The following is a 24,959-nucleotide window of genomic DNA, read 5'->3' on the forward strand; positions in this document are numbered from 1 at the left end:
TAGTCTTTATCGATTATAATGATGTGTTTTCGTATAGCGCCATGTGATTAACTGCTAAAACTGAAATTCCAGCCTTGCGGTAGTACTCTTTTGTATAAGACCAATCTTTACCTTGTGATTCTTTAATGTGGAAACCACCTTCTAAAACTATCTTCACTGGTTTATCACCGCCTACAGGCATAAGGTAGGTATAACCATCATCTAATACTTTTGCATTGTTAGTCTCATCCTCAAATGTATTTGGCAATTCTACCACGCCACTACCCTTATACATTCCAACGTGTCCCATATTTCTGATATCTAGTCTATCTTGTTCGGTAGTCTTATTCCAATCAAATCCAGGGCCATTTGAAATTTCAGATAGTCCCACGCCAGTGCCAATAATCACAGGTCTGCCATAAGATTGTACTGTCCCTTTTAATTTATCAAACTCTGATTGATTAAAAGTACTATCGGCAAAACGATTAGCATTATTGGTCATTCCAAATGCACCAATTAATGCATCTTGAACTCCGGCATATATTTTGTCCATAATAGAATCTGTTAATTTCATAGTTAATTCTGCAAAATCAACTTTTCCTGTAACTAGATCTTCGTACTCAACATAAACTGCTCCACCAATAGGTGCAGTCATGGTAGTAAGGGAACCATTATAGATTTTTTGCCTTGGTTGTTCAACGCCTAAAGCAGTGTAAGCCGAAGTGATTTTCCCATTAGGAACATGCCATTTTTTCGTTACACCGTCTGCAACTGTTTCAACATCGGCAAAGATGCCAAGAGCATTTCTTAATTTTATCGGTAATATTTGATTAATTGTTTCCTCAACAATTTCATTTATTAAGATGTAATTTTGACGATAATTTTCTCCTAATTTATTTAGGTATTTACTCATACCGTCAGCACGTTGTTCAGGTGTAAATTCTTTATTCGTACTTCTACCAAGTGCCGTATCAACAGCACAGTTTAAAATTCTCTCATTAATCATGTATTAAAATTCCTCCTTATTGTTTAACTTTTACTTGAACAGCGTTATCACCATTCAATGTTGTTTTATCAATAACTTCCACAACAGTAGTTGCATTGGCTGGAACATCTGCTGGAGCAGTTAAGACTAATGTTCCAGTAGGAGTAGTTCCTAAATCTCCAATTTCAATAGAATCGAAGTCTCCCCTTGCATTTGCTACACCTGTATATGCTATTTTTGTTACAGTGAAGAGATCGCCTACTGGTAATGTGAATGTACGCGGATGTAAATTTGATCCAGCCTTATTAACAAAGTCACCTTCATTCATTGAGTCGTATTGATAAGCTACAGAAGCCACTAGTACCACATCGTCTGTAACTGCTGTAGGTGCCAACAATTCTCCATTTACCTCATCTTGCACTGCAAATGTACCATTTTCAAAATCTACTTTCGCTTTTAATCGACCATCTGGTGTTCCAGAAATACGATCTAATCTGCAAATTCCATATTTATTTGCCATTAAAATAACACTCCTTATTTATTTTATTTATCATTTATTACATGTTGAATTGAGTTAATTGATCTCCACCTAAATCTTTTTGATCATCAACAGAGAAGTAATTTTCTTTATTCTTATTATTATTTAAGATAATTCTTTCTTTATATTTAGCAGCCATAATTTCGTTAATAAGAGCTTTTACCTTCTCTGGCTCTTTTTCAGTAGCCACTTGATTTATTTTACTCAACTCATCTTCACTTAAACTTACTTTAACCTCGTTAATCAAAGTTTCAATCTTACCTTTATTCTCTTTTTCAACTACATTATCTTTAAACTTATTTAGTTCCTTAACCTCTGCTGTTAATGTATCCTTCTCTTTTCCTAACTGTACAATAGTTTCGTTTGCTTCATTAAGTTTTACTGACACTTCATCTTTCTCCGATGTTAATGTTTCCACCTGTTGTTTAAGATTTTCACTTTCAATTAATAGAGATTTATTTTCTTCAATTACCTTATTAATATCTATATTTTGATTTTCCATATTATAAACTCCTTCTTTATTATTGTTCTTCGTTTTATCATCCGATAAAATATCTGTTTTATTGCTCAATTTATCACCACCTTTCAATGAATCATTTAACTCTGAAGCTAATTTTAAAACTGTAGATTCTGGTTCAGCAGGAAAACTTACAATACAATCTGACATCAAGTGATTATTGGGACTGGCACCAACAATTAGATGATTGTTTTCATCAATTGTATAATCTGATACAAATGCTTCTACAGACAGATTTAATCCAATAGGGGATTGATATAATTCCATCAACATAGTAACTAAATCTTCATTTCTTTTAGAGACCCTCGCTTTTCCATGAAGTTCTGCTATATTATTTGAATCATACTTTTTCTCAAAAGAAACATAGGATCCAATTTGTTCAGAATAAAATTTCTTTACAATTTTTGAATAATTATGTTTCAAATTTAAGAAGTCTTCGGACATCAATTTTTCAGCATCAACAACAATAGGAAGACCTACATATTTCTTCTGATTCTCAACAATCTCATCTATAAAATCTTCTTGAAAAAAATAACCATTAAGATTAGGCGAATTTTTCAACAACAAAATATCTAATTCCATAAATAAGTCATTCGAATTAGATTCATTTAAGATAGTTTTAGTTGAATTAAAAAGTAATCTTTTATTTTTCAATATTCCACCTCCTTTCTAAACTAAGCAGAAGGCCTCGGGCTAAAATTACCCCCATTACTTTGTGATTTTTCTGTGTTTTCTCCACCTTCTCCTGTGCCATTTGGTTTACCTACGTCTTTTGCTGACGTTGTAAAAGAGGTTGCTAACGCTTCGAATTTATCTTTATAATCAAGATTGTTTTCAACTGTTAAAATATCCATGTATTCTTCTAAATTAAACCCTCTGGCGGAAATACTAGGAGAGAGTGAACCTCCTTTATCCAATAAACCGTCAAAAATCTTAATCATTTTCTCACGGTTTTGCGAAGTAATCCCTAAAAAACGAGCTTTAAACTGATATTGACCTCCAGTTGTAAGTTGTTTAAATTTCCTATTCAACCATATGGACTCTATTTGTTTCATAATCTTCATTACGGTGTTTGAGATAACATCAATATTTAAAACTCCAGTAGAAAAATTTCCACCTTTTAATGCGCCTTCACCAATACCTGCAGACACCAAAACATCACCCTGAACTTCTTTCATCTTTCCTTTTTCTAAACCAGACAATTCCAAAGGGATATTTTCAAACTTAGTACCGCCTAACACTGTTAAGCAACCAACATTAGGTGGTAATAATTTTTTCAAATTATTGTGTGATAAATTTATTTCTTCTTCCCCTAAAATTGAATTTCCATCTTTATCTACTGGTAATTGTTGAACAACTATTTTTCTCTTTTGAGAACTGATAATCGCCCGATCTAATTCTCTAATCTCATCATAAAAGAGGATATCGTCTATACTTCCAAACAGCATTCCGATACCCTCTTTGCTTTCTAAATTAGATCCTATTTTCAATGTATAAGTTTTATCCGACGGGAGTGTTCTCCAATTTAATTCATCTGATATCAATTCATTTGGATTGTCTATTTTACGTTTATAATCCATATATAAACTTTTAAAAACAGAATCAAAACCATTAAGTTGCATATTTCTTTCACGTATGTTTTGGAATTTATCAAAATATCTAAAATCAAACTGTATTATTGGATTTCCATCGAAGCTAATTCCTATAATCCTAGTATAGTCTAATGGAAGTGGTTGGATATAACTTCCACGATCATATGCTGAATATCTACCATATTTCACAAGTTTAAAAAATATATCTTCTAGAGTAATTTCGAAATTGCAATTCCATAAATAATTAGAAACAGATGATTGTTTTTCTTTAAATTTTTCTTCATCGAATTTTTCTTTATTTTTGATATGGGGTAAAATCACATGCTCGTTTGAAGCCAAATTCTTAATTGTGTCTACTAACCTTCTATAAATACCATTTGTGCTATAGAGATAATCAGATGTCTCACGAAGTTGCTTTGCATTCTTTACATGATTAGAAAGTAATTTTCGTATATTTTTTGTTGTATATTTTACTTCCTCAAACCTTTCAGTGAAATCATAGTAGCTAGAAGTGTATGGGGTGTAAGCTAGTTCTGCAGTAATGACTTTTCCTGTACTATTCTTTTGAATATTAACTACTTCAGACATCATTTCCTCCTTTCTTTAGTTATATAAAAATATTAGTTTCTTCTTATCTTTCTTCGTATTTTTATCTTCAAATTGTTTAATATACCATAACCCGTAAGCAAGAGCGCTGTATCTGTCTTTGTCAATTTTCTTAGTCACTCTTTCAACTGTATATTTTCCACTAGGTAATTTTTTCATTTTTAAATTCGCGATCTCTTCAAGAAGAAAATCAGTTTGCAAATGAGGAAGAACGTTGTTCTTAAAATAGTCAGCATCTGACACATCGTAACCTGAGTCTTGCCTTTTCTCTAATAATTGAAGCTTCTTACTTTCGATCATATCGATAAAATTAATTATAATGTCACTGTTGATGCCTTGAGCATGTAAATCATAAAGTATTTTTTCTGCACCTTCTAATTCAGGCTCTCTTTCATTATTAATAGTATTCCAACAGCCCAATGAATCCCCTGTGAGAGGATCAGTCGTTTCTTTAAGAGCTTCATCAACAATCGCAGATCCTAGTCCATTTCCATCAACAACAACTGCTTTGGCATTATACATGTTTTTTATCCTTTTTAATTCAACCGTTTGTGCAGTAAAATTTAAACCATTAGGTAGATTAATTAAATTTACTATCTTTATTTGAGTTATTTTCTCGTTTTTGTTTCGTTTTAATTTAAAAACAACTATACATGATTGGTTATTATTTTGACTCTCGCTTCTCGCTACATCCATTGATACTATATATTCAGATTTTCCATCACCTTTTAGTTCGGGCTTAACTAATGTTCTCAAGTCCATAACTTTGTTCATATCAATTAAGGCCCCGTCCGTTGCACCCACCCACCTAGATTGGTAATTCATGGCAAAAAATGTGGGGGACAACCTTGCTTTTTTGTCTAAAATCTGAGATTTCGTTTCTCCACGTCCATATGAACAAGCTAACTGCCAATCTGATCCAATTACTATCTTCCCTTTTAACTCGGCCATATCTTTAACCATTTCTATATTTCTTTCGTATTCATCAGATCCACGAAACCAACTTGTTGTAAAGAAATTAATTTGACCATTTAGTTCTTCAGGATTAACAAGAGCCTGCTTTCCTATAGTTCTTCTCGGAACATTGACTACAGGTTCAAGCACATCATCAAAAAGAGCAGCATTTAACTGTGCTGCTTCTTCAACATTTAATCTTTTTCTTCTTTGCCCTTTAGAACTTTGATTGTTTGCTAGTGTGTCTATTCGTCCACCAGATGTAAAATTCGCTTCAATAGTATCTTTACTATATCTATAACTGGTGATTTCATTTGAGATTAGTGGGTAAAATTTAATAATTTCTCTATGTTTTTCATTTACAAGCTTTGCTGCATTTTCCTTAGTTTGTGCAGTCATCGACAACTCAATATCAGGAAAGAAGATAGCTGTATGGTACATACCCATTACTTCCAACAGTGTATTATGACTTACAAATCCATTTGAAATAAAAGAATTACTGTTTGGCACAGACAAATCATAAACATGATTATTACTATTTTTTATATCTGAGACTTTGGAGAAAAAGTAATTTAAATTAAAAAACTCGACTAATTCTTCATATCCTTTACATTCTGAAGAATCATCGAGCGAAATCAGATATTTTAGTTTCTCATAGGTTAACTGGTTGTCTCCTTTGAGAACATGGTACACCTTGTCTCTAATACGGTAATTATAACTAGTTTTGTGTTTTATACTAGCACAGAATTCGTTTATCAACTCTTTTTGATATGGTATGACATCTTTGTTAGGATTTCTCTTTTTCTCGCATAGTTTAACAAGTTTTACCTGTTTTCTCTTACACGAAAATCCTATGTGTTTTAAATATAAGTCCATATTTTTCCCATATATCATTATTTTATAATGACTAGTTTTATATTGTTTGTTATAACGTTTTTTTCTCGTAGACATAATACCAAAATTCAATAATATTGTTTGAATCTGTTTAGATAATTTTTTAGACGCAGTGCAGTATTCTATATATGTGTTTGATAGACCTCCATCTGTATCAAATAGACCTTTTATAAATGAAGCAACTACTTTTTTAGGAGCATTAAGTACACACTTAGGAACCTCTTTATTAAATGAGTCAGCAACCTCCAACCCAATTTGTTTAAAATATTCACGGACAAATCTGCTATTTATTAAGTAGTCTATCGGATAATCTTTTTTAGGTTTGACAACTACACCTAGACGATTCTCCATAAAATTTTTATAATTCTCTACTATATCTTCATCAGTATTCGTAAAACAAATTGAATAATTCCTAGTTATACATCCGTCACCTATCAAATATCCAAGTATTAGTCCGAACTCTTCATCTAAATTTTTAATTATATTGCATTTTTTTCTTTCAACTTTCCATCTACTACTATTACTAAAATCATTAAGATAGCTATCCATATCAATATTTAAATCAGTTTTATTTCCCCAAACGTCATTATTTCTGTTTATTGCTAAATAATCTCCAATTTCGATATCTTCAGAAATTTTCCATTCTAAACAGCCTCTCTTGTTCATAACCAATAAAGGATGGTTTAAGCTATTTTCAACTTCATACCCTTCCTCAGTTATAATTTTCTTAGTAGGTTGATACCCACTGTAAACTCCAGCATTAGTACTTTCTAACTGTCCATGTCTGTTTACTAAGTTAATGTTAGATGAAATATAGAATTCTTTTCCATGGCTCGCAAAATTAAAAAACTCACCTAACTCTTTAATTCCTTCATTTGTAAATAAAAGTGTATCTCCACTTTGGCATTTTCCATATCCCCTTGGGAATACGCCATAAGTTGAAATAAACCTCGCTAGACTCCTAAAGAACACCCTTTGATCCATATCTAATCTAATACCACCAGTTTCAGGCGTTATCAGATCCCACCACAAGTCAGGATTCCATCTTGCCCAGCTAACAAAATCAATATATTTATTTAAGTTTCTTTCAAAATTGGTAGACTCCTGAATGCCTCTAGCCTCAACAGCAGGATTAAAAGCAGGTTCATTTACATCAAAACGATCATTTTTATGTTTTGCATTTTTCGATTGAAAATTTTTATATGAAGGCATCGAAATCACCGCCTTCGTCTGCCTCATACTCCTTTTTTCTTTCCTCATAGAACTGATATATATCTTCATAAGGCACTAAGGGAAGTCCCTGTAAATCTCTTATATAATTGATATAGCACCAAAGAGTAAAATCAACTTTGTCTTGAGGTTTCTCTTTGAATTTCGGAAGTATTGGGATTACATCAATTGCCTGTTCTATAGCTCTTACAAGCTGGCCAAACCCATCTAAACCATCTGATAAGTCTGATTTTGTTAACTGCGAAGGATTAATTTTTGCATCCTGTGCTGCCTTCTGAGCTAAATCTCCCCACGATTTTGCAGTTTTTACATCTCCTTCTGCAGTAGCTAATTCTTCCTTTACTCGGTATCGAATATAAGTCAGTAATGACTCTGTATGCATTGCTGTTTTTTCTGGATAATTATTCTTTAATTGATGATACTTTTTTTCAAAAGAACGGTACTCAATTTCTTGATAACCTTCTCCCCATTTATCTATAATTTCGTGAGTTACAAGAAATTTTTCTCTCTGGGTATCTTCATCTTCTTCTAATGAATCGAAATATATTTTTTCACTTTGCTGTTTCTCTTCTTCTTTTTGTTTCGCTTCCTCAGTCTCAGCGAAGACACTATCTTCCCATCCCTTACCCTTCAATCCTTTCAAAGCGTTTGCCATAGATAAATATCTGCCTAAAGTATCTTTTTCACCATTAGTAGCTTTTTCCCAGCATTCAAAATGAAAAGGAATATCCAGTCTTTTAAATAATGTAAACACTGTTTCTTTATCATCGTAATCAATCATACTTCTTAAACATTGCTTACATGTAGGGATAAATCCATCATATAAATTATTACTCGATTTATAAAAATTTGTCGGTGCTGCTTTATCCTTTTTACACTTAGCACACTTTACATATTCTTGTACCTTCTTACTCATATCCCCCACCTCTCTCTAGCAAAAAATGACAAGGAAAGGAGTTAAACCTTGTCCAACTAAAAAAGACACGATCCTTAATGCCTAAAACGACTACTTGTACGTCTTTAGCACGAATCATGCCTATTTTAAATAATTTGTAAATTTATCGGTATTGGAATTATTGCACTATCTTCTCTTACAACTATCATCCCTTGACTTGCATCTGTAGCACATTCCATTTCCTTACTATAATTGTTACGACCCATTAAGCATCCGACTCCGACCACCATCCCTCCATGGTCATCATCTCTTGTATACCAATTATGTAGATGGCCATGTACAAATACATCATAAAATTCTCTATCTAACGAGCTTTGCGTTTTTAAAATATGTTTATTTTTGGTTTTATGTTTATCTCCATGGACAAACTTAAACTTTTTACCATTTAGCTCTAACTCAATTGAAGTTTGGTGAGGTTTAGATTTAATGAATTGTAATCTTGGAGAGTTAATTAACTCTAACATATCCTCTATACCTTCGTTAATAGTTACATTAGCGTTGTCGCCATCAAAGTTTGCTGTTTTATCACCATTTTCTCTATCATGATTACCAGGTATTAATTCCGCAGTAATATTCACATATTCAGATAAAGATACAAGAAAATCTAATATCAATTTCTGTGCTTTTGCTATCTGCATGGACTTGCCAAATTCACAATCTTGAGATTGATTTTTCCTCATGGAAATGTGTTCAATAAAATCCCCACATCCTACAACATATAAGTCATTGATACTGTACAATCTGCAATAATCTAATACTTCTTGTTTTAGTTTGTTTACTCTTTTTTGAGCAATTTCATAGTTATAATTATTTCCGAGGCAATTATTAACAACAACCCCAATATGCCAATCAGTTATAATACATATTCCTTTATTTCTTGAATTAGGTAATACTGGATTATATACGTAATGCGGTACACTAAAATCCATCTCATCTAAAAGTATATTTCTAAATTCGTCAGCTAAAACTGCGGTTCGAGACAATTCTCTAAGGTTCTTATTAATTTCCCTCAACAAATCTTGATTGGCTGTCTTTTCAAATCTAACCTCTCCTACTATTTGTTGAATACGATCTAGCTTACTACTTGCAATTAAATCTGCGTGCTTAGGTAAACTGTGTAATTTTCCTATCTCTTTTTGATAATCTTTAATCATGCAACGATAAGATTCATTAAGATCAGAGTTGTCAAAGCCTTCTTCCTCCATCATTTGTTGATGCTGAGACCAATTACATCTTCTATTTGAGATATCTTGTAATGCTAACTTGATATCTACTGCTTTATCTAAATGATCTTTGCTGACCTCTACAATCATTCCATCTGAATTTGTATAACTCCTTATAACAAACTTCACCCCTCTCTAGATTTTTAATTTCTCATTCAACTCTTTTTTAAATTTATCTGAAAAATTACACTTAACTCCATACTGTTCAGGGATATCCACCTTAATTCCATTCCCAAAATCATGATCTAGCCTAGCTTTTCGCTTTCTAATTTCAAAAGTACCAAAACCCCATATACCTACTTTATCCCCTCTTAACAGAGATTTCTTAATTACTTCAAAAACAGAATCTAAAGCCATCTCAGCATCGTCTTTTGTTACTTTGTCATTTCCACTAATTTCTTTCAATTTGTCTCTAATTAGTGGTACAAGTTCTTTTTTATTTAATTTTTCTCCCAAATCAGCTCTACCCTTTACTTATTTTATTTATCACTTATTCAACTGTAACATAATTGGTTATATTTTTACCTTTCTCATCAAAAAAACTTCGTCTCTTTCCTTCCTCAACTATCATTATCGAATCCATCTTCGCATCGTTCGTCCAATTATTATACTTCCCATTTTTCCTTTTAGGTTTATTATGTACAATATATTGTTTTAAAGATTTACTTATCTTATATATAATTGCATTGTGTATAAACTCGTTGTTTATGTCTACTGGAACTACTGTATTTACTTTCATGTTACATCTTCTTCCGCTATTCCCAACAACTTCTTATGATAGCTTTTTAAATCAGTAAAATTAGTCATTCTTTTATCACCTCGTTTAAGCTTCTTCATTTTATAGTTTGACAAAATGTATTTGTCTTCTATATTCTTATCTTCACCTTTATCCTTAACCATACATAAATAATTTGAAAGTATCTCTAAACATACACTTGTCTTTTTTTGATCCCATGTTTTATAGAAATAATCTTCCCAATCTAATAATATATTGTTCACAGCTTCGAGCCTTTCTTTATACTCAAAACTTGTATTTAATTTAATTTTCTCCCCATTTGGGAGCTTTAATTTCATTTTATTTATCATCTTCTTTCTGTTTTAAATTATAACTTCTATCCCTTTATACCTAGTAAGGTAATAGCTAAGCCATATCTAGCTTTTTTTTCGTCACTTTCTTTTATTTTTTTCACATTCTTTACATTCTCCATAGAATCCGTCCCCTTTGAAATCAGATCTAACCCTATAAATACTCTTCGTTTTAGGTAAATTCTTATGACAAGACCTACACCTTTTAAACTCACTATTTAAATAATTTTCATGAGTCCATATAATCCATCGTTTTTTGTTTGTTTTACATATTTTTGTACAAATACTTTTTAATCTTCGCTCTATTCTTTGAGCAGTTGTCTTTGTGTAATAAGCAATATCTCTATAAGTAAATCCTTCGTAAAAAAGTTCAATTAATGCTTTCTGTTTCTCTGTTAAATCAGACACTATAATTAATTGATCCAAGTAAATATATGTATTTAATAACTCCTGATTAACTTCTTTTACATTGCCGGCATTAATATAAAAATTATCATTATTAGACTTGTAGTAAATGTCGATCTTATCTCTAAATAATATTAACCATTTAACTACATTGGTATCAGATAAATTCAAATTTTTAAGTATGTATTCTTTCTTATGTATGTCAATTTTTACTGCTCCTATAAAACCACCCCCTATGTTGTACTTGAATTATATCATTTTATTTATCACTTGTCAAATTTTACACCATTTTTCTGTAATATTTCAGTATCAATGACTATACACATATATCAAGATAGATATTAACAATCAATGAGAAGGAGAGTGTATATGGAAGACTTATTTCATAGTATTTCAAAAAGATTAACTTTCGATGATCTAAGTATTCTGAGTATTTTATATGACTATGACATTGATTCGCGATTTAAAGCTTTTAAGAAAAGAGATCTTAGAAATGAGGTAGTTAAACGAAGAGTCAAAGAGCAAGGAAGTGGAGATTTTACTGAAGCTAACTTTCGTAAATCAATATATCGTTTAGAAGCAGTTAGATTTATTGAAATTGTATACGGCGAAAAGGAACACAAAATTTATATGACTAAATATGGTTTGTCAGCAATTAGACAATCACTAAAAGGAGTGGGTTGAAAATGATTGGAATTTTAGGAGTAGGTGGAGCTGGAGGTAATATTGCAGATGAAGCAGCTAAATTAGGCTTTTCTACTGCAGCCATTAATTTTTCTCAAAAAGATTTAGATGCTTTGGACAATGTAAAACATAAACTAAGACTTGTTGGGAGTGAGGGAGTTGGTCACAACAGGGATGAAGCAATCAGGTTAATGCAGCAAGACAATTGGGAACTAGCAGTAGACTTTGTTAATCAAAACTTTTCCCATCCCTCTCTAGAAGTAATCTTTCTTACCTTTTCAACTGCTGGTGGTTCAGGAAGTGGCATAAGTCCAATACTAATAGATTTGCTATCAAACACATTAGACAAAACAATTGTTGCAATGCCAATTATTCCAGATAAAAGTGAAGTGGTTATAAATCAATTAAATTGTTTAAAAGCGTTTGAAGAACTTTCTAATTTAAACGTTGCTGTATTTCCAATCGATAACGAAAAAGTTAAGAACAAGGTATTAGGTAAAAACAAAATATATGAAGAAATCAATAAATCTATAACTTCGTTAATTAATGACATCTCATCCTACACACAAAAAAGTTCAAAGAATGGCAACTTAGATAGAAAAGACTTGCTAAACACTTTAAAAACAAAAGGAATTGGCATAATTACAAAAGCTGATGTCGCAACAGTTCTTGAAGGAAAATTAGAAATTAGTAAAAATGCATTTACCGAAGCTGTTCATTTGTCTTGGGATAATTCAATATTTGCGCAAATTGACAATGATCAAGTAATACGATCTGCAATCATTTTTGACGGTCATGAATTATTGATGGAATACCTGGACTATGAATCAATCTTTTCTAAGTTTAACAATGGGATGCCAATCGATCTATTTGAAGGAAACTATCACGAAAGACCTGGGACAGTCTATTCGATTATCACTGGTCTATCATGGATTAAATCTAGATTATCAGAAATCGATGAATTAATTAGACTTAAACAGGAATCAGTTGAAGAAGTTTTAGCAGCAAGTTCTTCCCAAACTTATAAATCAACAGTAAACAGCGACTTTTTAACAAGTGTAAGGCCGGAACCTAAGAAAACTAAATCCGCCATGGATATTCTAAGTAGATATCAACGTTGATATTTGTCTATCAATAAATATATAAAAGCAATGGAGGTAGATTTTTTCAATCAAAAATTAGTATTGCCCTCTCCCCCACTACCTCCCCCCTATCACAATAAACTAGATGCTATGATGTCATGACATCTAAGTTAACTTTTAGAAATTTTGAGGTGATGAGAAAAATGGAGGACAGTAAACTACAAAAAAGAAAACCAAGATTGGATAAAAAACACAGATTTCAACTACGCATAAAGCAAGAACTACATGCTGAAGCTGAGGTGATTTGCTTCAAACATCCAATGAGTTTCAATTTGTTTTATACCGAAGCTATTGATTATGCACTGGGTTCACAGGGATTTATGAATTATATTGCTAATAAATATCCTCAAGACGACAGAAAAGGTTATTTCACATACACACATACAGCGCAATATAGAGGAAGGAGTTTTTAAAGATGGGATTAATGGATTGGTTGATAGAAAAGACTGAAAAAACTACTATCTACCCTAAGATTGATAAACGTATAGAAAAAGTATTAACAACTTACATCGCTCTGCACAATGCACAGGTAGACGATGTTGACCATATCAATGAAAGTGATGTAGTTGAGGATGCTTTAAAATTATTTTTACGTAATTCTTTACATATCGATGATGATGCTCTACAAAAAAAACAAAAAAAGCAAAATTTAAAACCCGTTTATATCGATGATTATAGAACACCCAGAGGCAGAGCACAGGCACGAGAATTTCAAAGTATGTCTTACGATTAACCCCCTCTTTTAAGATGATCATAAACCGGTCATCTTTTTTATTTCCATTTTTTTATTGACTTTAAATAGGATATAATTTATTATATACTATATATAAAGTTGGGAGGTTTTTGAGAATGGAAGAAAAAGTAGTGTTATTTCAAACCAACTCAGTTTATGAACACATACAAGTTTTCTTAAATAAGCGCAAAGTAAATAGTTCAAACACATACAAAGGATACATTAAAGATATTAGGCAGTTCTTTTCAATTATGAGAAATAAAAAATTAGAATCGCTAGACGAATCAGATTTAAAATTCAAACTCTCTGACATTGAACAATACCAAACGCGATTAGCCACAGACTTAAATAATGGAAAACCTTATGCTCCAGGTTCAATTAACCGAAAAATCGATTCACTAAAGAGTTTATATAAAAACCTTGAAGCCAACGATTATAATGTAAAATCAGCCTGGTTTAATGTTTCTAAAATTAAAGGAGATCCTCAAAGTTACGGAATTGTATACTGGGATGATGTGCAGCGAATGATTCCTATTGTAATAAAAACTAGAAAAGGATTAATTAAATCTCTTCTAATTGAAACTGCAGTGGTTACATCTTTTCGTCAGGATGAACTTCTAAGATTAAGATGGGATGATGTTACTAATATAAATGGAACTTGGGTTATGCAAATTACTGCCAAAGGAAAAGTGATTGATCGAAAGCCTATTAAAGAGAATTTATACAACAGACTCCTTGAAATTAAACAACAAGGACAGAATAAAATATTCCCTCTAGATAAAAACACCATTTCTTCAATGATGATAATGCTTAGGAAGAAATTAGATTTACCTGATAATATTACTTTTCACAGTTTTAAAAAGTGTGGTATCAATGAAGTTTATCAGATCACAAATGGAGATATTGAGGCTGTTAAAAAACAAGGAAATCATAAATCATTCTCAACCACAGATAAACATTATAGGAATTTTGAGGAAGACCGTAATCTTCCCTCCTCTCCTAACCTGTCAATAGGTGAAAGCATCGATTTAACTCCTTTAGAAAATCTAAGCAGAGAAGCATTATTACAACTGGTTAAAAACTCTAGTAGATCCACTCAAAGTGAACTATTAGGCTCAATCCAAAAAGGGTAGCATTCTATTTCTACTACCCTCCTCTTCTTTCTCTCTAACTTTTCAAATAAACAAATCCACGGAACCCTGCATTATTATTATTTCCAAAAAAATATATTCTTATTCAGTCATAGGACATTCTTACATCCTCATATGATTTAACATACTACAAAAGGAGTTGATTTTGATGACAATTGAGTTTGTTAGAATGTTAATGGATCTACAGAAAAAAGGCACTCAAATCTTCCTAACTGAAGAAGGCTACTCTACGTTTTTAAAAATTATTCAACAAGAGGTTGAAAGTGAACAAATTTCAGAATTGAAAGGAAAGGTGGTTTAACTATGTCTGCTTCTTTAACTCCTCTGTTTGCAGTTGCTGGAACCGCATTAGTCTCACATCTAGTAGGAGATGTTTTAGAAGAAGTTGGGAAAGGAAAATATAAGTTATTTTTACAAATTGGAACATACGTCATATGTATGTACATTACGTTTAATTTATGGTGGGATGCAGTACGTTATGTTGCTCGAACTTTTGGAGTATTTTTATGAGAAGTATTTTTATGAGAAAGGATTATGTAGTAGTTAAAAAGCAACCTGGTACTCAGATAACTTTAAAAGATTTGCTTTCCTGGAGCCTACTTGCCGTTCAAATTGGATTAGGAATCTATGCAAGCTATCTCTTTACATTTATTAGTGATGACATCGCCAAAACAATTGTTGATTTATTAAGGTGGTGATTCAATGCTACTAACTTTAAAAATTTTGGGACTACTAACATCTTGTGTTGGAATAATTGCTACCTATCGAACTTTCCCTTCTAACGCAGCTCGATCTAAAATGTTTAAAGCATTCAAAATCGCTGACATATCCATTACAAAGAAAACAAAAAAACGTGAGATAAAAACTTATCCAACTATAAAGAAAGTAAATGTTTTTTCAGATAAAATCATCATTTTATTCAATATACCAGATGGAATAAACCCAGATATAATAGAAAAACATGAATGGCTTTTTAAACAGAAATTCGGTGAACATATAGAGATTACTCAAATGAATTCGAAACAATTCATCCTATCTATATACAAACAACCAATAAGACAGTTTGATTATAATTATGATGATATTACTAATTCAATTAAGAATATGAATCTCCCTATCTTAGTTGGTCAATCAAGGTCAGGAATTGAAGCTTACGATATGACTAAATACCCCCATCTTCTAATTGCTGGTGAAACTGGCAGTGGCAAAAGCACTCAACTTCGCTCTATACTCTCTACTCTCATACATTCCGATTCAAATAAACTTAAAATCTATCTTGCCGACTTAAAGCGATCTGAGTTTCACCTCTTTAAAGGGATTGCAAATAAAGTTGTATATGATGCTGACGAATTAATTAAAATTCTAAGAAAAATTAAAAAGGAACTTACGACAAGAGGTGAACTACTTGAAAAGTCTGAAGTTGCTAACATAGAAGATTTGCACTCCCCTCCCCCATACATTCTTTTAGGAATTGATGAAGTGGCGCTATTAAAAAAAGAAGATGACATTATGGAGATTATTGAAGAAATATCCGCAATCGGTAGAGCTTTAGGTGTATATCTGATACTATCTATGCAAAGACCTGATGCCTCAATTTTAGACGGTAAATTAAAAAATAATCTTACTGTTAGAATGGCTTTCAGACATTCCGATGAGATTAATAGTAGAATAACTCTCGGATCTGGAGATGCAGCAAATATAAAGCAAACCCAAAAAGGCTTAATGTGTTTTAAATTAGATGGTATTAAAAAAATCCAAGCCCCCTACCTTGAATTAAAAAATGCTAAGAGGTTACTTGCACCATATAAAAATAAATCAGTAGAAGAAAACGATCAATTTCAAGAGTCTAGTCCTATGTTTGGAGCATTAGAATTTGATTAGTCGTAACCTAGAAATTATTAATAATTTAGAAAAGTTTAGAGTTATGGGGCGAGATGATATCATTGACCTTCACTTTTCTAACCTGAAGGATCCAGTCACTCAATGCAATAGGACGATGAAAAGATTAATTCAAGGAGGTTATGTCATTGCAAATAAGGATCATCGAAAGTATATCTACTTACCTAGAAATGGCATTAAATATAACAGTTTAAAAATCCCACATTTCTTATCAATAGTTCGTTTTTACATTGAAATTAATTTCTATGAGAAACCAAAAGAATTTATTGTAGAGCCAAAATATAAAAAAGGATTTATGGAACCAGATATATTTATGATTTGGAAGTCCTCTCCTTTCTTTGTGGAAATTCAACGAAATATTTATTCTAAAAAAACAATTGGATCAAAACTAAAACGATATGAAAATTATTACAATTGTGAGAAATGGAAGAATGAGTATTGGCAGCCAAAAAATAAAAAGGTCTTTCCTACGATTTGGTTTATCACACAACATCAATACAATTTAAATGCTGAATTCCGTATCATTCAAACAAAAAATGCAAAAGAAATACTAAAACAGGCTTAAGGTGCAAGCCTGTTATTTTATTTAACATATTTAAAGTCATAGTACATGCATTATTAAATCATATAACTATGACGAAAGAACAAGTTGAAATGTATATAAAATATGTATTTCTAATTTTGTTTAATGAACTATGGATACAAAGTAGCTATAGTTCATGTAGAAGGTTTTAGGGGTAGATTATCTTTGAAAATTCACAGAAATAATAGTTGATACATAAAGATATTTAACCCTCAATCCTTTTGATATCAATAATGGTATCTTTAATTCTCTCTTCATATCTCTCATCTACATACTTCTTGATGAACTCATTTCGTTTTTCAGTGTTCTCCCCTTTTCGAAATAATCCTACCTTCATCATCCGTTCACTTTCAGGTAGCTTACTCCATTCCTTAGAAGCCTCACCTTCAAGAACACTAACAATTTTCCTTTGTAATATTAAATCATTTACTCTGTTCTTCCTCTCTTCTTCAATCTGAGTAGCTACTACTTCTTTCATACTAGCAATAATTTCAGTTTTTAATTTATTTATTTGTGCCTCATCCGTTATCTTAGTATCCTTTGAATCAAAATCTTCTGGAAAAGGCCTGAGATTTATTTCTTCTTGGTGCTGAAGTAAGTCAAAAATTGAATCAATAGTATATTTCTTATCTCTATATTCCTTTATAAATAGTCCAATTTTTAAATCATCTTGGTTATAAATTTTTTCACCAGACTCTACCCTATTAATATAGTGAATCCGTCTTTCCTCTAACTTTTTAAACCATGAATCTGTTGTAGTAAAGTGTTTACCCACTTTTTCTGCAAACTCTGATATTTGCCAAGATTCTACAAGCATATTCTCACCAACTTTTCTATTCTCTTACATTAATTATAATCTAGTACTTAAATATAATCTAGTACTAACCTAAATTCAATGCATTATTACTATATTAGTGATTATTAGTAGCTTAGAATCGTTATCAACTCAGCGAAAATCACTTGATTATTAATAATTTATCGATTAGATATAGCTTATTGAATATTTTACTTACTAATTTATTAATAATATCATATGTAGAAGTAATATATTACTACTATATAAAATATTTATTACATATTTAAATTTGGTTAGGAATAACGTGAAGTTATTATGCGATATTTCTTTTTTCTGGGTTAATTCATGAATAATTCATTATTTAATCAAAAAATGCTCTTTGGATGCATGTTTTTAATGGTTAATTCATGAATGATGTAATTGGTCATAACGAATAAACAAGATATTTGTAGAAATTTAAAAAATATATTGAATCATTCATGAATTGGTGTATAATGGTAATATCAATAAGGTATTATTAATAGTTTAGGAGATGGTTCTTTTGTCAATAGTTTTAGGAATTGATCACGGTAACGGATATGTAAAAGCTAAATCCAAATATAAATCCATAGTTTTACCTTCAGCTTTTTGCCGTTCCGATGCCTTTGGAGAGGACTCGTGGGATGGAGTAGGGAAATTAGATGTTAATATTATAAAATCTAGTAATTATAAAGATGAAGAATATGCATGGGGAAGAGATATAGACAAAGCTAATAACTTGATTAATACATACACCTCAGAAAATCGTTATAATCAAAAACCATACCAACTGTTAAGTGAATTTATAATGGCTTCACTACTAGAACCAGGAAAACATGATGATATTATTGTTGTTACTGGATGTCCAAGCGAAGAAAAAGGAACAGATCAAGAAGAAGCACTGAAAAATGTATTTTTAGGTGGTCACATTATTACTATTGATGAAAAAGATTATATATTTAACGTCAGTCAAGTAGTAGTTTTACCTCAGCCATTAGGAACTATACTAGATTTGTATATTGGTGAAGATGGATATGTATCAGATGACACTTATGAAGAAGATTATGTTGGCATCGTTGATATTGGTTCAGGAACAACTGATTTAGATGGAATTAAAGGGCTAAAAAGGCAGTCAGGCGATAAACAGACAATAAACATTGGAATGCATACTTGTTATCAGCAAATTGCAAATTATATAAATGAACAAAATACTTCAGCTCTTGCTAATCGTTTTAAAGTAGAGAAACAAATTATTCATAATGAAGAAAAAGATAGTTTTATTATTAGTAAAAGAGCTTCCGTTGATATTGCTCAAATTAAAGAACGTGTTTATAGAGAAACAGCAGAAGATTTGGCAAACCAAATTAATCAAATATGGACTACTCGAAGTAAGTTTGATAAGTTACTCCTGACAGGTGGGGGAGTAGATGACTTTGGAAAATATTTTAAAGAAGAGTGGGAAAAAGATGTCATACTAGCTACAAACAGTCAAATGGCCAATGCTAACGGATTTTATAAACATGGGCTAAATCTATTAGCGAGTGTGAATTCCTAATGAAGTTCTACCAATTGCCACTTGATGAACATATGGATCAAGATATCATAGATTACTTGAATAATATTCCGAGGATGAGAAAAGCCGAACAAGTAAGAGCAGCTATAAGGTTTATGATGAGTCAACAAGCAGGAGGGAACAATGTTAATTTTTCAAACAATATAAACTTTCAAAATGAAATATCTGCAACAGAAGAGAAGATTATAAAAAAGAAACCGAAGAAATTAGAGTTTTAGAAAAGTAAAAATTCCCAATCATAAATGACAGGGAATTTTACGCGATGAAAACTATACTAGTTTCATTAATGTATTATATTGTAATCCAATATTATCACATGTATTTAAGATATGCAATAGGAAAATTAAAACATTTTCCTTTAAAATATGACATTAAAATAGTATTTTTAATACATATTACAATAGAAAAAAGTGAAGGATAAGTCGAAAAACTAAGTAATTATTAGTAATCAACAGATAAAACGACAAATTAGTATTTTTTTCTTCACATGTTGGTAAATTTATGTTATTATGATATTGCGATGAATTACTAATTAGTAATTGGGGATAAGTCTATACATTTTTAATAGACGCTTTATCCGCAAACTAGTTTAGTTTTATTCAACGCACACAAAATAGAATGTGTGTTTTTTTATATTATAAATTACATATATAGTTAAAAAATAGTAAAAAAGATCAAATAAAACAGAAAAAGAAGAAGCACCGTTTATCTTTACTTAAGAATGCTGAAGTTTGGCGACCGAAACATTTTTAAGTAAATAGGTTGGAGATGCTTCATTCCATTTCCTATATATTATTTATGTCTTTATTTTAAAATATTTTATATGAAATGTCAAAGAAAAATCTCCAATTTTTTGCACTAAACGTGTGTAAAAATTTAGGAGGTTTTTTATATTGGAAATTGAAGGACAAATCAAACAATTCATACAATGGGAAAAAGCCACCAGAGATACAATAGATGTAAAGAAAATATATATTGATATAGTTGAAGATTTAGTTGCTGGGGTACTGCTATCACAAATCGTATACTGGCATCTACCGTCCAACAACAAATCAGAAGATACTGAAAAATCAAAATTGAGAATCAAAAAAGAAGATAGTCTATGGTTAGCTAAAGGTAGAGAGGATTGGTGGAGTGAATGTAGGATCAAACCTCGCCAGTATGATACTGCTATTGAAAAAATGGTGAAGCTAGGAATAATTGAGAAAAAGAGATTCAAATTTAACGGATCACCAACAACACACATTAGAATTATTTGGGATAAATTTTTAAAAGTATTTGTCGAAAAACTACAAGATTTTGACGAAAATGAAGAACAAAATGGTCTAATTTACGAAATTGTTAGTTCGATTTCACACAATGGTGAAAACGTTGATACTACTGGTTTTAACAAATCTGTTAATTCCAATTCACAAGACAGTGAAAACAATGATAATAATGGATTTCACGAAATTGTTAATTCCAATTTACAGCCTGAATCCCTTGATAATACTGGTTTTCACGAATCTGTTAATTCCAATTCACATAACCGTGAAATGAATTTGTCGAAATCTGTTAAATCCTTAACAAAGAATACGACAAAGACTACTTCAGAGAATACTAATCATTTGATTGAATTGAATGATATGAATGAATTGATTGATAAGGAGCATGACAAATTTAAATTTTTCAAAACAGGAAAAGATGAAAAACAAATAGTAAAAGCTTTGTATCAATATACAAAAAAAATCCAAATAGGAGAGAACGAATATCTAGGTAAATCATATTTGGGAGAACTTTATAATCTATTAATTCAATATTTTCCTGAACAAATCTCAGAAAATATAATAGATATAGCATGTAGAGAATTTTCAGAGGATGTTTTAAAAATTAATTTTAACTCAGAACAAGTAGTTAGTTTTGAAGAAATCAAAAATGTTGTGGGTAAATTTAGAAGATGTTATGAGAAAGCTATTAACCTCAGTAGAGCAGAACAAGAACTATGGGATCTAGAATGATGTTGGTAACATGTGGATAAACGGTTAGGGGAGGGGTGACTTATACACATATTAATAATTCCTACTATACTCAAAAATATTTACAGTCAAGAAGAGTACAACGCTCTTTTACGTAATGAGACATATATCGACATATTGAACTTATTCTATTCAGATATACCAGAACGAATAAAATTATTATTCTCAGAGATTAAGAATAAATATGGTTTCAAAGATGAGGTTCTTAATATATTGATCCATTATTTAATCGTTAGTGGCCAATCAGATTGGGATAACGAACAAACTGAAATGATGATTGAATATATAAATAATAATGGAATAGACAATTTTGAACAGGCTGCTGAGTTCGTAAATAGGAGGATAAATAGGAAAACGATATTGAAATCACAGAGGAAAAAATATTGGTAATATTATTTTATTTTTCACAATATGTATTTTGCATCACTGTATTATCTCTTTATCAGAATTAAATAAAGGTTGTTTAAATCTATTTTCATTTAAAAAACAACCAATACCATTAATCTGATGAATCTCTCTTAGAATTGATCCTAGGCACCTTAAAATCGATGTAGATAATTTATTTTAATTTTACTATTTTATTTATCATGCAGGCCATGCCTTCTTATGACGATATAAAGAGGGAATAGCGAATGTTTTGAAATAAGTACTTAGAACTCTATCTCTTTGTGTGTAAAACAACTCATATACAGTATTTACAAGCTCTAACAAAAAAAATTTAAACAATTCTAAGGATTATATTTTTTAAAATCAAATGATAATGAGAAATATAAAAGTGATCATGTATAACTCTATTTTATTTTACTTATGGGGGATTAATATGACTAAAAATCAAAAATTAAGTTTGCCTAAAGAACTAGAAAGCTACAGAGAACAAATTCAGAACACAGTAAAACCATCAATAAAAATTACTACTAGAAAACGATCTACGACAATTCATCAGAGCAAATTTGCTGGAAATCCTTTTTTACCTAAGACAGTAGAGCACCCAAAAGATGTGGAAGGTAAACCAATGAAATTGTTAGCTCAATTAAATTTTAAAGAAATACCAACGTTAGAGCATATGCCTAAAGAGGGGATACTTCAGTTCTTTATATCAGCAGAAGACGATCTAATGGGTCTAGACTTTAACGATATGACAAAACAATCAAATTTTAAGATCTTATACCATCAAAATATAATTAAAGATGAATCTTTATTAATTACTGATTTCTCTTATATGGACGAGTTGGATACAGTGGATTTTCCAATAGAATATGAATTGGCTCTATCATTTGATCTTTCCTCTGAACCAGTTTCAATTGGCGATTTTAGAAACGGTGAACTTTTAGGTGAATCTGTAGATTTAGATCAAATGGTAAGCAGAGAGGGAAAAGACGATATAGAATTATGGGATTTATATAATGACGAGTTCTTAGGAGAAGGACATAAAATTGGTGGTTATCCTTTTTTTACTCAAATGGATCCTAGAGAAGATGATAAAGAGTTAGAAGAGCACGATATTTTGCTATTACAGATAGATACTGATGATGATGTTGGTATCATGTGGGGAGATGCTGGAGTAGCTAACTTTTTCATTAGAAAAGAAGATTTAGAAAAACTAGATTTCTCAAACGTGTTATATAATTGGGATTGTCACTAATTTGGTTTTAAAGAAAATTTTACTTAAACAAAAGAATCCATTTTGAAAAAAAGATTGATCAAAATGGATTCTTTTGTTTGAGATTAACTATTTGATCTTTATAAGATAGTTTTTCTATCTTCTTCCTTTAGTTTTGCATATTCTTCTTCTATAATTCTTGATAAACATTCCGTAGCCGTTATTTTTTGTTTTTTTGCGATTTCCATTAATTGTTTTTTTATAAAAACAGGGATATCATAATGTAATTTCACTTTATTTCCGTATGCCATAATGAACCTCCTAATTATTCATAACTTCTTGGTATTTTGATTCAATCATTTTAATTAGCAATTGGGTGGCTGAAATATCTTGAATAGAAGCAGATTCAATAAGTTTTTCCTTTACTTCTGGTTTTAGTTCATAAGGTAACTTTAATTTAGGTTCTTTCATATGACTGCCAAGGTTATGCTCGATTTCAATCGCTTTTTTAACCATAGCTTCCAGATCTAAATCTTTTTTAGATATTCCTGAAGAATCATAGTTAGTTAAAACACGACTTAGATAAGATTCAATCGTTTTTTGATGTTCATCTGGAATTTTTAATTCGAGTTTTCCATCTTCAATGGATAGTATACAATCCGTATTGTGTCCGAATAAATTAATAGTATATTTCATCAGCGCAAATACACCTCCAACTATAATATACAACGTTCGGTTTTATAACGCAATATATTTTTTACAGATAATTACTTATTTTATAAGAAAAAAAGCCTCCTGTAGTTTTAAAATAAAGTTTGATCAAAAACAAATAAAAGAATCCACTTTGAAAGAAAGATTGATCAAAATGAATTCTAAAATAGTTATTAACTACTTAGTTTTTATAAAAAATATTAATCATTTTTCACTCATGTTATTCCATAATCGCGCCATATTGCTGAAGATCTCTTGAGCTTTTATTAGCTGATATTGTGGAGAATAATCCCTTCTATTGTAGAGCTTTGGATAAAATAATCATTGTCATTCAATTTTATGCCATTTTAAATCTTCGCTCTTAAATACATTTGTATTTTTGGGGTATCCGTAATAATACAGTTTGTTTCCAAATTCATCAAATGCCATAGGATTTAGAAAGTCTATTTGTTTCATAAATGGAAACAAGAAAAAGATACGTTCTCCCTTTTTTATTTCTTTTCTTTCTATATAAGGTTCCACACCTGCCTCTATATACGCTACTTCTTCATTGTTTGATACTATACTCAAAAAGGTAGCAGCATCGTTTTCCATTGTAAAGCTAATAGCTCCTACTGTTTGAAGGTTATCTGAATTATAATTAATAAAAGTAGAATGTCTACTTCTAAATAACAATCCTAGCTTTTCAACTAATACGGTTCGATACATCTCTTCATCATCACTCTCAAATAAAAAAATACTAGTTGAACCTGTATCATATTCCTCCATCAACTCAGCATCTTTAGAAAGAAAGGTATGATTTTTAGCAGCACCTAACGCTGACAGCCTATAACCAATAAAAAAATAAATCAAAATGATTACAACTATCATTGGTATAACAAATTTCCACTTTTTCATATTTTAATATCCAACCTCCCAATATTATTATTAACCATAATTACATAGGGTTATGTTCCATATTATTACGTTAAACTCTTGACATCATGTGTATTTAATTGAACTAATTCTAATATTGTTTTATCGTATATAGCCATAGCAATCCACCCATTGAATGTTTTTTTAATCTCCTTATAAAAATAATACAATATTT

At 30.8% G+C, this 24,959-nt stretch carries 29 protein-coding genes; 15 read left to right on the forward strand and 14 right to left on the reverse strand.

The features are described from left to right. Nucleotides 1-13 precede the first annotated feature (13 nt). From ERL59_RS06575 to ERL59_RS06620, 10 genes are all read right to left on the reverse strand, one after another. Nucleotides 14-985 carry a hypothetical protein gene (locus ERL59_RS06575; RefSeq protein WP_160645399.1) on the reverse strand — a complete coding sequence of 324 codons (972 nt, stop codon included), beginning with the start codon at nt 983-985 and terminating at the stop codon, nt 14-16. 16 nt (nt 986-1,001) lie between these two features. Then, nucleotides 1,002-1,484: a hypothetical protein gene (locus tag ERL59_RS06580; RefSeq protein ID WP_160645400.1), complete on the reverse strand. Its 483-nt coding sequence runs from the start codon at nt 1,482-1,484 to the stop codon at nt 1,002-1,004. A gap of 37 nt (nt 1,485-1,521) precedes the next feature. After that, nucleotides 1,522-2,673 carry a hypothetical protein gene (locus tag ERL59_RS06585; protein WP_160645401.1) on the reverse strand — a complete coding sequence of 384 codons (1,152 nt, stop codon included), beginning with the start codon at nt 2,671-2,673 and terminating at the stop codon, nt 1,522-1,524. Between the two features lie 20 nt (nt 2,674-2,693). Then, a complete protein-coding gene (locus ERL59_RS06590) occupies nt 2,694-4,199 on the reverse strand; it encodes a hypothetical protein (RefSeq protein ID WP_160645402.1) in 1,506 nt (501 codons plus the stop codon). Nucleotides 4,200-4,214: 15 nt separating this feature from the next. Continuing rightward, a complete protein-coding gene (locus ERL59_RS06595; protein ID WP_160645403.1) occupies nt 4,215-7,277 on the reverse strand; it encodes an LAGLIDADG family homing endonuclease in 3,063 nt (1,020 codons plus the stop codon). Beyond that, nucleotides 7,264-8,211: a hypothetical protein gene (locus ERL59_RS06600; protein WP_160645404.1), complete on the reverse strand. Its 948-nt coding sequence runs from the start codon at nt 8,209-8,211 to the stop codon at nt 7,264-7,266. The genes ERL59_RS06595 and ERL59_RS06600 overlap by 14 nt, the downstream gene beginning before the upstream one ends. Before the next feature lie 125 nt (nt 8,212-8,336). After that, nucleotides 8,337-9,602, reverse strand: a complete 1,266-nt coding sequence (locus ERL59_RS21400; protein WP_160645405.1) for a metallophosphoesterase family protein — start codon at nt 9,600-9,602, stop codon at nt 8,337-8,339. 6 nt (nt 9,603-9,608) lie between these two features. Beyond that, on the reverse strand, nt 9,609-9,929 hold the full coding sequence (locus ERL59_RS06610) for an HU family DNA-binding protein (RefSeq protein WP_160645406.1): 321 nt from the start codon (nt 9,927-9,929) through the stop codon (nt 9,609-9,611). A gap of 34 nt (nt 9,930-9,963) precedes the next feature. Then, nucleotides 9,964-10,212, reverse strand: coding sequence for a hypothetical protein (locus tag ERL59_RS06615; protein ID WP_160645407.1), 249 nt, complete (start codon nt 10,210-10,212; stop codon nt 9,964-9,966). Next, complete coding sequence (locus ERL59_RS06620) at nt 10,209-10,547, reverse strand: hypothetical protein (protein ID WP_160645408.1); 339 nt, start codon at nt 10,545-10,547, stop codon at nt 10,209-10,211. Before ERL59_RS06620 ends, ERL59_RS06615 begins: the two co-directional genes overlap by 4 nt. Nucleotides 10,548-11,333: 786 nt before the next feature. On the opposite strand from ERL59_RS06620, the gene ERL59_RS06625 reads away from it, so the two are divergent. The 10 genes from ERL59_RS06625 to ERL59_RS06670 all read left to right on the forward strand — a co-directional run bounded on the left by ERL59_RS06625 (nt 11,334) and on the right by ERL59_RS06670 (nt 17,138). Further along, nucleotides 11,334-11,648 carry a hypothetical protein gene (locus ERL59_RS06625; RefSeq protein WP_160645409.1) on the forward strand — a complete coding sequence of 105 codons (315 nt, stop codon included), beginning with the start codon at nt 11,334-11,336 and terminating at the stop codon, nt 11,646-11,648. 2 nt (nt 11,649-11,650) lie between these two features. Continuing rightward, nucleotides 11,651-12,769 (forward strand): FtsZ/tubulin family protein, encoded by a 1,119-nt coding sequence (locus ERL59_RS06630; RefSeq protein ID WP_160645410.1) that lies wholly within the window; start codon nt 11,651-11,653, stop codon nt 12,767-12,769. 164 nt (nt 12,770-12,933) lie between these two features. After that, on the forward strand, nt 12,934-13,203 hold the full coding sequence (locus ERL59_RS06635; protein ID WP_160645411.1) for a hypothetical protein: 270 nt from the start codon (nt 12,934-12,936) through the stop codon (nt 13,201-13,203). A 2-nt stretch (nt 13,204-13,205) separates the two neighbouring features. After that, nucleotides 13,206-13,523: a hypothetical protein gene (locus tag ERL59_RS06640; protein ID WP_160645412.1), complete on the forward strand. Its 318-nt coding sequence runs from the start codon at nt 13,206-13,208 to the stop codon at nt 13,521-13,523. 116 nt (nt 13,524-13,639) lie between these two features. After that, complete coding sequence (locus ERL59_RS06645; protein WP_160645413.1) at nt 13,640-14,656, forward strand: tyrosine-type recombinase/integrase; 1,017 nt, start codon at nt 13,640-13,642, stop codon at nt 14,654-14,656. 166 nt (nt 14,657-14,822) lie between these two features. Next, nucleotides 14,823-14,975: a hypothetical protein gene (locus ERL59_RS06650; protein WP_160645414.1), complete on the forward strand. Its 153-nt coding sequence runs from the start codon at nt 14,823-14,825 to the stop codon at nt 14,973-14,975. A 2-nt stretch (nt 14,976-14,977) separates the two neighbouring features. Continuing rightward, entirely contained in the window at nt 14,978-15,184 is a 207-nt protein-coding gene (locus ERL59_RS06655) for a hypothetical protein (protein ID WP_160645415.1), read from the forward strand. Next, the gene (locus tag ERL59_RS06660) at nt 15,181-15,372 is read left to right on the forward strand and encodes a hypothetical protein (protein ID WP_160645416.1); all 192 of its coding nucleotides are present in this window, start codon (nt 15,181-15,183) and stop codon (nt 15,370-15,372) included. The genes ERL59_RS06655 and ERL59_RS06660 overlap by 4 nt, the downstream gene beginning before the upstream one ends. A 4-nt stretch (nt 15,373-15,376) precedes the next feature. Beyond that, nucleotides 15,377-16,555: an FtsK/SpoIIIE domain-containing protein gene (locus tag ERL59_RS06665; protein WP_160645417.1), complete on the forward strand. Its 1,179-nt coding sequence runs from the start codon at nt 15,377-15,379 to the stop codon at nt 16,553-16,555. Next, nucleotides 16,548-17,138 (forward strand): replication-relaxation family protein, encoded by a 591-nt coding sequence (locus ERL59_RS06670; protein ID WP_201763495.1) that lies wholly within the window; start codon nt 16,548-16,550, stop codon nt 17,136-17,138. The genes ERL59_RS06665 and ERL59_RS06670 overlap by 8 nt, the downstream gene beginning before the upstream one ends. 223 nt (nt 17,139-17,361) lie before the next feature. Here the strand turns inward: ERL59_RS06670 and ERL59_RS06675 are convergent, their stop codons facing one another. After that, the gene (locus ERL59_RS06675) at nt 17,362-17,973 is read right to left on the reverse strand and encodes a hypothetical protein (protein ID WP_160645418.1); all 612 of its coding nucleotides are present in this window, start codon (nt 17,971-17,973) and stop codon (nt 17,362-17,364) included. Between the two features lie 520 nt (nt 17,974-18,493). Here ERL59_RS06675 and ERL59_RS06680 point away from each other — a divergent pair. The 5 genes from ERL59_RS06680 to ERL59_RS06700 all read left to right on the forward strand — a co-directional run bounded on the left by ERL59_RS06680 (nt 18,494) and on the right by ERL59_RS06700 (nt 23,200). Next, nucleotides 18,494-19,525: a ParM/StbA family protein gene (locus ERL59_RS06680; protein ID WP_160645419.1), complete on the forward strand. Its 1,032-nt coding sequence runs from the start codon at nt 18,494-18,496 to the stop codon at nt 19,523-19,525. After that, nucleotides 19,525-19,761 (forward strand): hypothetical protein, encoded by a 237-nt coding sequence (locus tag ERL59_RS06685; RefSeq protein ID WP_160645420.1) that lies wholly within the window; start codon nt 19,525-19,527, stop codon nt 19,759-19,761. Before ERL59_RS06680 ends, ERL59_RS06685 begins: the two co-directional genes overlap by 1 nt. 675 nt (nt 19,762-20,436) lie before the next feature. Beyond that, on the forward strand, nt 20,437-21,540 hold the full coding sequence (locus ERL59_RS06690; protein WP_160645421.1) for a hypothetical protein: 1,104 nt from the start codon (nt 20,437-20,439) through the stop codon (nt 21,538-21,540). A gap of 231 nt (nt 21,541-21,771) precedes the next feature. Next, on the forward strand, nt 21,772-21,948 hold the full coding sequence (locus ERL59_RS06695) for a hypothetical protein (RefSeq protein ID WP_160645422.1): 177 nt from the start codon (nt 21,772-21,774) through the stop codon (nt 21,946-21,948). A 430-nt stretch (nt 21,949-22,378) separates the two neighbouring features. Next, on the forward strand, nt 22,379-23,200 hold the full coding sequence (locus ERL59_RS06700; protein WP_160645423.1) for a YwqG family protein: 822 nt from the start codon (nt 22,379-22,381) through the stop codon (nt 23,198-23,200). Nucleotides 23,201-23,298: 98 nt separating this feature from the next. Here the strand turns inward: ERL59_RS06700 and ERL59_RS20725 are convergent, their stop codons facing one another. From ERL59_RS20725 to ERL59_RS06710, 3 genes are all read right to left on the reverse strand, one after another. Then, nucleotides 23,299-23,469, reverse strand: a complete 171-nt coding sequence (locus ERL59_RS20725; RefSeq protein WP_201763496.1) for a hypothetical protein — start codon at nt 23,467-23,469, stop codon at nt 23,299-23,301. 10 nt (nt 23,470-23,479) lie between these two features. Then, on the reverse strand, nt 23,480-23,854 hold the full coding sequence (locus ERL59_RS06705; RefSeq protein WP_160645424.1) for a hypothetical protein: 375 nt from the start codon (nt 23,852-23,854) through the stop codon (nt 23,480-23,482). Nucleotides 23,855-24,196: 342 nt separating this feature from the next. Further along, nucleotides 24,197-24,766: a hypothetical protein gene (locus ERL59_RS06710; protein WP_160645425.1), complete on the reverse strand. Its 570-nt coding sequence runs from the start codon at nt 24,764-24,766 to the stop codon at nt 24,197-24,199. Nucleotides 24,767-24,959: the final 193 nt, after the last annotated feature.

Origin of the sequence: Chengkuizengella marina (assembly GCF_009910845.1) — a bacterium.
Lineage (GTDB): Bacteria > Bacillota > Bacilli > Paenibacillales > KCTC-33759 > Chengkuizengella > Chengkuizengella marina.

Coding starts and splice junctions, on each gene's coding strand:
- ERL59_RS06600 (WP_160645404.1), bottom strand. CDS start 8,211: ATGAGTAAGAAGGTACAAGAATATGTAAAGTGTGCTAAGTGTAAAAAG.
- ERL59_RS06710 (WP_160645425.1), bottom strand. CDS start 24,766: ATGAAAAAGTGGAAATTTGTTATACCAATGATAGTTGTAATCATTTTG.
- ERL59_RS06685 (WP_160645420.1), top strand. CDS start 19,525: ATGAAGTTCTACCAATTGCCACTTGATGAACATATGGATCAAGATATC.
- ERL59_RS06640 (WP_160645412.1), top strand. CDS start 13,206: ATGGGATTAATGGATTGGTTGATAGAAAAGACTGAAAAAACTACTATC.
- ERL59_RS06630 (WP_160645410.1), top strand. CDS start 11,651: ATGATTGGAATTTTAGGAGTAGGTGGAGCTGGAGGTAATATTGCAGAT.
- ERL59_RS06635 (WP_160645411.1), top strand. CDS start 12,934: ATGGAGGACAGTAAACTACAAAAAAGAAAACCAAGATTGGATAAAAAA.
- ERL59_RS06660 (WP_160645416.1), top strand. CDS start 15,181: ATGAGAAGTATTTTTATGAGAAAGGATTATGTAGTAGTTAAAAAGCAA.
- ERL59_RS06705 (WP_160645424.1), bottom strand. CDS start 23,854: ATGAAATATACTATTAATTTATTCGGACACAATACGGATTGTATACTA.
- ERL59_RS06580 (WP_160645400.1), bottom strand. CDS start 1,484: ATGGCAAATAAATATGGAATTTGCAGATTAGATCGTATTTCTGGAACA.
- ERL59_RS06575 (WP_160645399.1), bottom strand. CDS start 985: ATGATTAATGAGAGAATTTTAAACTGTGCTGTTGATACGGCACTTGGT.
- ERL59_RS06655 (WP_160645415.1), top strand. CDS start 14,978: ATGTCTGCTTCTTTAACTCCTCTGTTTGCAGTTGCTGGAACCGCATTA.
- ERL59_RS06590 (WP_160645402.1), bottom strand. CDS start 4,199: ATGTCTGAAGTAGTTAATATTCAAAAGAATAGTACAGGAAAAGTCATT.
- ERL59_RS06650 (WP_160645414.1), top strand. CDS start 14,823: ATGACAATTGAGTTTGTTAGAATGTTAATGGATCTACAGAAAAAAGGC.
- ERL59_RS06645 (WP_160645413.1), top strand. CDS start 13,640: ATGGAAGAAAAAGTAGTGTTATTTCAAACCAACTCAGTTTATGAACAC.
- ERL59_RS06615 (WP_160645407.1), bottom strand. CDS start 10,212: ATGAAAGTAAATACAGTAGTTCCAGTAGACATAAACAACGAGTTTATA.
- ERL59_RS06625 (WP_160645409.1), top strand. CDS start 11,334: ATGGAAGACTTATTTCATAGTATTTCAAAAAGATTAACTTTCGATGAT.
- ERL59_RS06665 (WP_160645417.1), top strand. CDS start 15,377: ATGCTACTAACTTTAAAAATTTTGGGACTACTAACATCTTGTGTTGGA.
- ERL59_RS06620 (WP_160645408.1), bottom strand. CDS start 10,547: ATGAAATTAAAGCTCCCAAATGGGGAGAAAATTAAATTAAATACAAGT.
- ERL59_RS20725 (WP_201763496.1), bottom strand. CDS start 23,469: ATGGCATACGGAAATAAAGTGAAATTACATTATGATATCCCTGTTTTT.
- ERL59_RS06595 (WP_160645403.1), bottom strand. CDS start 7,277: ATGCCTTCATATAAAAATTTTCAATCGAAAAATGCAAAACATAAAAAT.
- ERL59_RS06700 (WP_160645423.1), top strand. CDS start 22,379: ATGACTAAAAATCAAAAATTAAGTTTGCCTAAAGAACTAGAAAGCTAC.
- ERL59_RS06675 (WP_160645418.1), bottom strand. CDS start 17,973: ATGCTTGTAGAATCTTGGCAAATATCAGAGTTTGCAGAAAAAGTGGGT.